Source organism: Rhodococcus sp. P3_B8 (genome assembly GCF_056402775.1).
Genome location: NZ_JBFUGT010000352.1, coordinates 1 through 6,260, shown reverse-complemented (window position 1 = coordinate 6,260; position 6,260 = coordinate 1). Strand labels below are relative to the sequence as shown.

The following is a 6,260-nucleotide window of genomic DNA, read 5'->3' as shown; positions in this document are numbered from 1 at the left end:
GGATAACGCCGGGGCGTGAACACCCTGGTCCCGTGTTCGTTCTCGACGACGGTCGTCATGGAGGAGCCCACGATGAGCAGGCACCGCATGTCGATCTCGGCTGGGTCGAGGTCCGCGAGCCGCACGACCCGCACCGACTCCTGCGCGCCGGCCACGTCGCGGCCGATGATCACCGGGGTGTCGGGGGAGCGGTGCTCGAGAACCAGGTCGCGCATCGCGGCGACCTGCCAGGTGCGCGACTTCGACGCCGGGTTGTAGACGGCGAAGGCCATGTCGGCGCTCGCAACCGCGGAGATGCGCTGCGCCACCACGTCCCACGGCTTGAGCCGGTCCGACAGCGACAGGACGGCGTAGTCGTGCCCGAGGGGCGCGCCGACCCGGCTCGCGACGGCGTTCGCGGCGGTCATGCCGGGTAGGACGCGCACGGGGACGCCGCGCCACTGCTCCTCGGCCGCGACTTCCAGCACCGCGGCGGCCATCGCGAACACACCCGGGTCGCCGGACGACACGACGGCGACGCGGGCGCCGTTCTTCGCCAGGTCGAGTGCCATCGCGGCGCGTTCGGCCTCGACGCGGTTGTCGCTGGAGTGGCGGCGCTGGCCGGGACGTTCGGGGACCCGGTCGATATAGGGGCCGTAGCCGACGAGGTCGGTGGCGAGCGACAGTTCGTGCTGCACTTCCGGTGTCGTCCATGCCTGATCACCGGGACCGAGCCCGACGACGACGAGTTCGCCCTGCGGTGCCGCGTCGTCGCGGCGGGCGTTCGACGGGCTGGGCACGATGGCGATCGAGAAGTAGGGGACGTCGCTGTCCGAGACGTCGTCGGCGGCGTCGATCTTCTGCCTGGTCGTGCTGGCCCGTTCGACGTACCACGTCTCGTCGATGCGGCCGGAGTCCTTCAACGCCTGCCGGACGGCCGGGTAGGTGCGTCCGAGCTTCAGGATTGCGGCGGCGTCGGTCTCCCGCAGGCGCCGCGTCAGCTCGCCGGGCGGCAGCGTTCCGGGCAGGACGGTCAGGATTTCCTCGCCCTCGACCAGCGGCATCGCCAGTGCGGCGGATGCGGCGCTGATCGACGTGACCCCGGGAATGACTTCCGCCTCGAAGCGCTGCGCCAACCTCTTGTGCATGTGCATGTAGGAGCTGTAGAACAGCGGGTCGCCCGCCGCGAGGAGCGCGACCGAACGGCCGGCGTCGAGGTGGGAGGCGAGTCGCTGCGACGCCTCCTCGTAGAACTCGTCCATCGCCCCCTGGTAGCCGCCGGGATGGTCGACGGTCTCGGTGGTGACGGGGTAGACGAGGTGCTCCTCGATCTGTCCCTCACGCAGGTACGGCACCGCGACCGCGCGGGAGATGCTCTTGCCGTGCCGGGCGCTGTGGAACGCCACCACATCGGCCTCGGCGATGACCCGCGCGGCCTTGACCGTCACCAGTTCCGGGTCACCCGGTCCGATGCCGACGCCCCACAGTTTGCCGGTCACGCGCTCTTCGGAGCTCATTCGACCTCGCTCGCAATCGCATTCAGTGCCGCAGCCGTGATGGCACTGCCACCCCGGCGGCCGCGGACCACCAGATAGTCGAGTCCGCCCGGGTGCTCGATCAACGCTTCCTTCGACTCCGCGGCACCGATGAAACCGACCGGACCGCCCACGATCGCGGCGGGCCGGGGTGCACCGGATTCGATCATGTCCAGCAGGTAGAACAAGGCGGTCGGGGCGTTGCCGATCGCGACGACGGCACCCTCGAGTTTGCTGCCCCACAATTCCAGCGCGGCCGCAGAGCGGGTGTTCCCGATCTGCTCCGCCAGCACCGGGACCCGGGGGTCGCGCAGGGTGCAGAGCACCTCGTTGTCTGCGGGGAGACGCTTCCGGGTGACGCCTGCCGCCACCATCTGCGCGTCGCACAGGATCGGGGCGCCGCCCGCCAGCGCCGCGCGGGCGGCCTTCACGACGCCGGGGGTGAACGCGACGTCGTCCACGAGGTCGACCTGACCGCTCGCGTGGATCATGCGGACCACGGCCTGTGAGACGTCCTCGGGAAAGGCACTGAGATCCGCCTCGGCGCGGATCGTGGCGAAGGACTGGCGGTAGATCTCCGCGCCGTCTCGGATGTACTCGATCATTCGCTCACGATAGAGGCACCGCGGTCACGGCTCCTCCACCCGGTAACCCGTCTCCGTGGCGACGACGTCGGCGACCTCCCCCTTGGGTCGCCCGCAGCACCGCTCGCAGCCCGACCAGTGCTGCCTGCCCTCCACCGGGAGTTCACCGCGCGCGACGGCATCCCGCGCGTCGGACCGCACGTCGGCGAGCGCCTTCTCGCATCCGGGCTGCCCGGTGCAGGCACTGACGTTCAGCCAGGGGGAGTTCTCGTCGAAGATCAGGCCCATCGGGGCGAGGACCCGGACGACCTGCTCGGCGGACCACTCGTCGAGATCGCACAGCAGCACCGATTTCCACGGCGTGACGACCACCGGCTTCTCGACGGCGGCGAGGAACTCCGCCAGCCGGGCGTCGAGGATCCCGAACGCGAGACCGCCGCCGAGGGTCACGTTGCCGTCCGGTTGGTCCAGCCATCCGATCGGTGCCCGATGCTCGTCGAACCCGCTCACCGGGTCGGCGGTCGGTGCGAGCGTCAATGCCGACAGGGTCCGTTCGACCCCGTCGGCGATCTCGGACAGCCGCCAGTGCTGATCACGCAATTCCAGGAAGACGCGGGCGGCGTCGAGGAGCACCGCCACCGATTCCGTCGTCGTGATCCGGGCGCCGCTGTCGCGACCGGCGAGAACCAGGGCGACCTCCGTCTCGCTGACCGCATGGACGCCGAAATCGCCGCCGAGCGCCGACACGTCGCCGCGCCCATCGTCGAGAGTGAACAGGGTGCGGCCGGGGAGGTCCGCCAACGCGGAGTCCGCGCACAACGTCCGGTCGAGTTCGTCGACCAGATCCCGCAGATCCGCGAGACCACCGATCCGGCCGGTCAGCGGCGAGACGAGGATGTTGCGGACCCGCTCGTGCGTCTCCGACGGCAGGAGACCTGCGTCGGCGAGGCGCCGGGCGAACTCCCGCGGGTCGCGGACCGCCCGCAGTTGCGCGTTGCCGCGGGAGGTCAGTTCGATCTCGCCGTTCCCGAGGTCGCGGGCCGATTCCGCGAGGGTCTGCAGCTGGGTGGAGGTCAGCACACCTCCGGGAAGGCGCACGCGCGCGAGCGCGCCGTCCGCGGCCTGGTGGACCTGCAGCGCGCCGGGGCATGCATCGGGGCGGGAACGGGAGTCGACCATGGTCCCAGGTTACGTCCGGCCCCGGGTAGCATCTCCAGCACTTGCGACAGCAGGAGAGGAAGCCGGTGAAAATCCGGCGCGGTCGCGCCACTGTGAGCTCGCCGAAACCGGTGGGCGAGCCAGACCCTCACCTGCCGTCCTCCGACCTACGGTTCCGCACAGAACCACTGCCACGGGGCGCGACACCCCCCAGGAAGGCTCCACACGTGATCCTGCTGCTCTCCACCTCCGACACCGACCTGCTCAGCGCACGCGCCAGCGGGGCGGACTACCGCTGGGCCAACCCGGCACGGCTGCTGGTCGAGGAGGATCTGCCGGGACTGCTCGACGGCGCCGACCTGGTCGTGGTGCGCATCCTCGGCGGCCGCCGGGCGTGGGAAGAGGGCCTCGACGCGGTCCTGGCCAGCGGACTGCCCGTGGTGGTCCTCGGCGGCGAGCACGCCCCGGACGCCGAGCTGATGGAGTGCTCGACGGTCACCGCCGGTGTGTCGGCGGAGGCGCACAACTATCTCGCCGAGGGCGGCGCCGACAACCTCGCCCAACTGCACCACTTCCTGTCGGACACCGTGCTGCTGACCGGTCACGGTTTCGAGGCGCCTATCCACCTGCCGAGCTGGGGCGTCGCGCCGTTCGCTCCCGCTGCGAACCCGGACAGCCCCACGATCGCCGTTCTCTACTACCGCGCCCAGCACCTGGCCGGGAACACCCGCTACATCGAGGCGCTGTGCGACGCCGTCGACGCGGCGGGCGGCACCCCGCTGCCGATCTTCTGCGCGTCGCTGCGCACCGCCGAACCGGAGTTGCTGAACACTTTGCGCCGGGCGGACGCGATGGTGGTCACCGTGCTCGCCGCCGGCGGCACCAAGCCGGCCGGGGTCTCGGCAGGTGGCGACGACGAGGCGTGGGACGTCGCCGCGCTGGCCGCGCTGGACGTGCCGATCCTGCAGGGTCTGTGCCTGACCAGCAGCCGTGAGTCGTGGGAGTCCAACGACGACGGATTGTCGCCGCTCGACGTCGCCACCCAGGTCGCGGTCCCCGAGTTCGACGGTCGGCTGATCACGGTGCCGTTCTCGTTCAAGGAGATCGACGCCGACGGTCTCTCCACCTACGTTCCGGACGCCGAGCGCGCCTCCCGGGTGGCGGGCATCGCCGTCCGGCACGCCCGACTCCGGCACATCCCCGCATCCGACCGCCGGATCGCTCTGATGCTGTCGGCGTACCCGACGAAGCACGCCCGCATCGGCAACGCCGTCGGTCTCGACACCCCGGCCAGTGCGATCCGGTTGCTCACCGAGATGCGGACCGCCGGATACGACCTCGGCCCGGCGGACGGGCCGGATTCCGTGCCGGGTCTCGCCGCCCAGGACGGCGACGCGCTGATCCATGCCCTCATCGCCGCCGGCGGACAGGACCCGGACTGGCTGACCGCGGAGCAGCTCGAGGGCAACCCGATCCGGATCTCCGCCGCCCGCTACCGCGAGTGGTTCTCGGCGCTGCCCGCGGAACTGCGCGAGGGCGTCGAGGAGCACTGGGGACCGGCGCCGGGCGAACTGTACGTCGACCGCTCGCAGGATCCTGCCGGTGAAATCGTGATCGCCGCAATGCAGTTCGGGAATCTCGTGCTGATGGTGCAGCCGCCGCGCGGGTTCGGGGAGAAGCCGGTCGCGATCTACCACGATCCGGACCTGCCACCGAGCCACCACTACCTCGCCGCCTACCGGTGGATCGCCGCGGACGCCGCCGCCGGCGGTTTCGGCGCCGACGCAGTCGTCCACCTCGGCAAGCACGGAAACCTCGAATGGCTGCCCGGCAAGACGCTCGGCATGTCCGCGTCGTGCGGCACCGACGCCGCGCTGGGCGACCTGCCGCTGATCTACCCGTTCCTGGTCAACGATCCGGGCGAGGGCACGCAGGCCAAGCGCCGCGCCCATGCGACGCTCGTCGATCACCTGATCCCGCCGATGGCCCGCGCCGAGAGCTACGGCGACATCTCACGACTCGAGCAGCTCCTCGACGAGCACTCGAACATCTCCGCGCTCGACCCGTCCAAGCTGCCTGCCATTCGCCAGCAGATCTGGACGCTGATGCGTGCCGCCAAGATGGATCACGACCTCGGACTCGAGGAGCGGCCCGACGAGGACGTGTTCGACGACATGCTGCTGCACGTCGACGGCTGGCTGTGCGAGATCAAGGACGTCCAGATCCGTGACGGCCTCCACATCCTCGGTGCGGCCCCCCGCGACGACGCCGAGGTCGAACTGGTGCTCGCGATGCTGCGCGCCCGGCAGATGTGGGGCGGCGAGCAGAACGTGCCCGGACTCCGGGAGGCGCTCGGCCTCAGCGAGGACGGCGACGAATCCCGCACCCGCGTAGACGACATCGAGCAGCAGGCGCACGCACTGGTGCAGGGGATGCACGACGCCGATTGGGAACCTGAGGCCGCCGACACCCTCACCGACGATGTCACCGTCGCGAAGATCCTGCGTTTCGCCGCCACCGAGGTGGTGCCCCGGCTTCGCGAGACCGACAACGAGATCGGCCAGGTGCTGCACGCGCTCGACGGCGGATTCATCGCCGCCGGGCCGAGCGGTTCGCCGCTGCGCGGGCTGATCAACGTGCTCCCGACGGGCCGCAACTTCTACTCCGTCGACCCGAAGGCCGTGCCGTCCCGGCTCGCCTGGGAAACCGGCCAGGCGATGGCCGAATCGTTGCTGGACCGGTACAAGTCCGATCACGGTGAGTGGCCGCGTTCGGTGGGCCTGTCCGTGTGGGGCACGTCCGCGATGCGCACCTCCGGCGACGATATCGCGGAGGTCTTCGCGCTCCTCGGTGTGCGGCCGGTGTGGGACGAGGCGAGCCGCCGCGTGGTGAACCTCGAGGTGATCGACCTCGAGGAGCTCGGCCGGCCGCGCATCGACGTCACGGTCCGGATCAGTGGCTTCTTCCGGGACGCGTTCCCGCACGTCCTGGCGCTGCTCGACGA

4 protein-coding genes and 1 riboswitch are annotated in these 6,260 nt (G+C 70.6%); of the genes, 1 reads left to right on the top strand and 3 read right to left on the bottom strand.

The window, feature by feature from the left end; all coding sequences use genetic code 11:
• The 3 genes from AC1D1G_RS39960 to cobG form a co-directional block, all read right to left on the bottom strand.
• A partial coding sequence (locus AC1D1G_RS39960) for a precorrin-2 C(20)-methyltransferase (protein ID WP_477956356.1) occupies positions 1-1,496 on the bottom strand: 1,496 nt, incomplete at its 3' end.
• On the bottom strand, positions 1,493-2,119 hold the full coding sequence (locus AC1D1G_RS39955; RefSeq protein ID WP_283332495.1) for a precorrin-8X methylmutase: 627 nt from the start codon (positions 2,117-2,119) through the stop codon (positions 1,493-1,495). The genes AC1D1G_RS39955 and AC1D1G_RS39960, both read right to left, overlap by 4 nt.
• Positions 2,120-2,143: 24 nt before the next feature.
• Positions 2,144-3,277, bottom strand: a complete 1,134-nt coding sequence (gene cobG, locus AC1D1G_RS39950; RefSeq protein WP_283332494.1) for a precorrin-3B synthase — start codon at positions 3,275-3,277, stop codon at positions 2,144-2,146.
• 6 nt (positions 3,278-3,283) lie between these two features.
• Positions 3,284-3,426: riboswitch (cobalamin riboswitch) on the top strand.
• A gap of 57 nt (positions 3,427-3,483) precedes the next feature.
• Between cobG and AC1D1G_RS39945 the strand changes: the two genes are divergently transcribed.
• The coding region (locus AC1D1G_RS39945; RefSeq protein WP_477956355.1) for a cobaltochelatase subunit CobN at positions 3,484-6,260 on the top strand (2,777 nt) is incomplete at its 3' end.

What these genes read in the sequence shown, in the direction of transcription:
- AC1D1G_RS39955 (WP_283332495.1), bottom strand. Translation starts at nt 2,119, where the DNA reads ATGATCGAGTACATCCGAGACGGCGCGGAGATCTACCGCCAGTCCTTC.
- cobG (WP_283332494.1), bottom strand. Translation starts at nt 3,277, where the DNA reads ATGGTCGACTCCCGTTCCCGCCCCGATGCATGCCCCGGCGCGCTGCAG.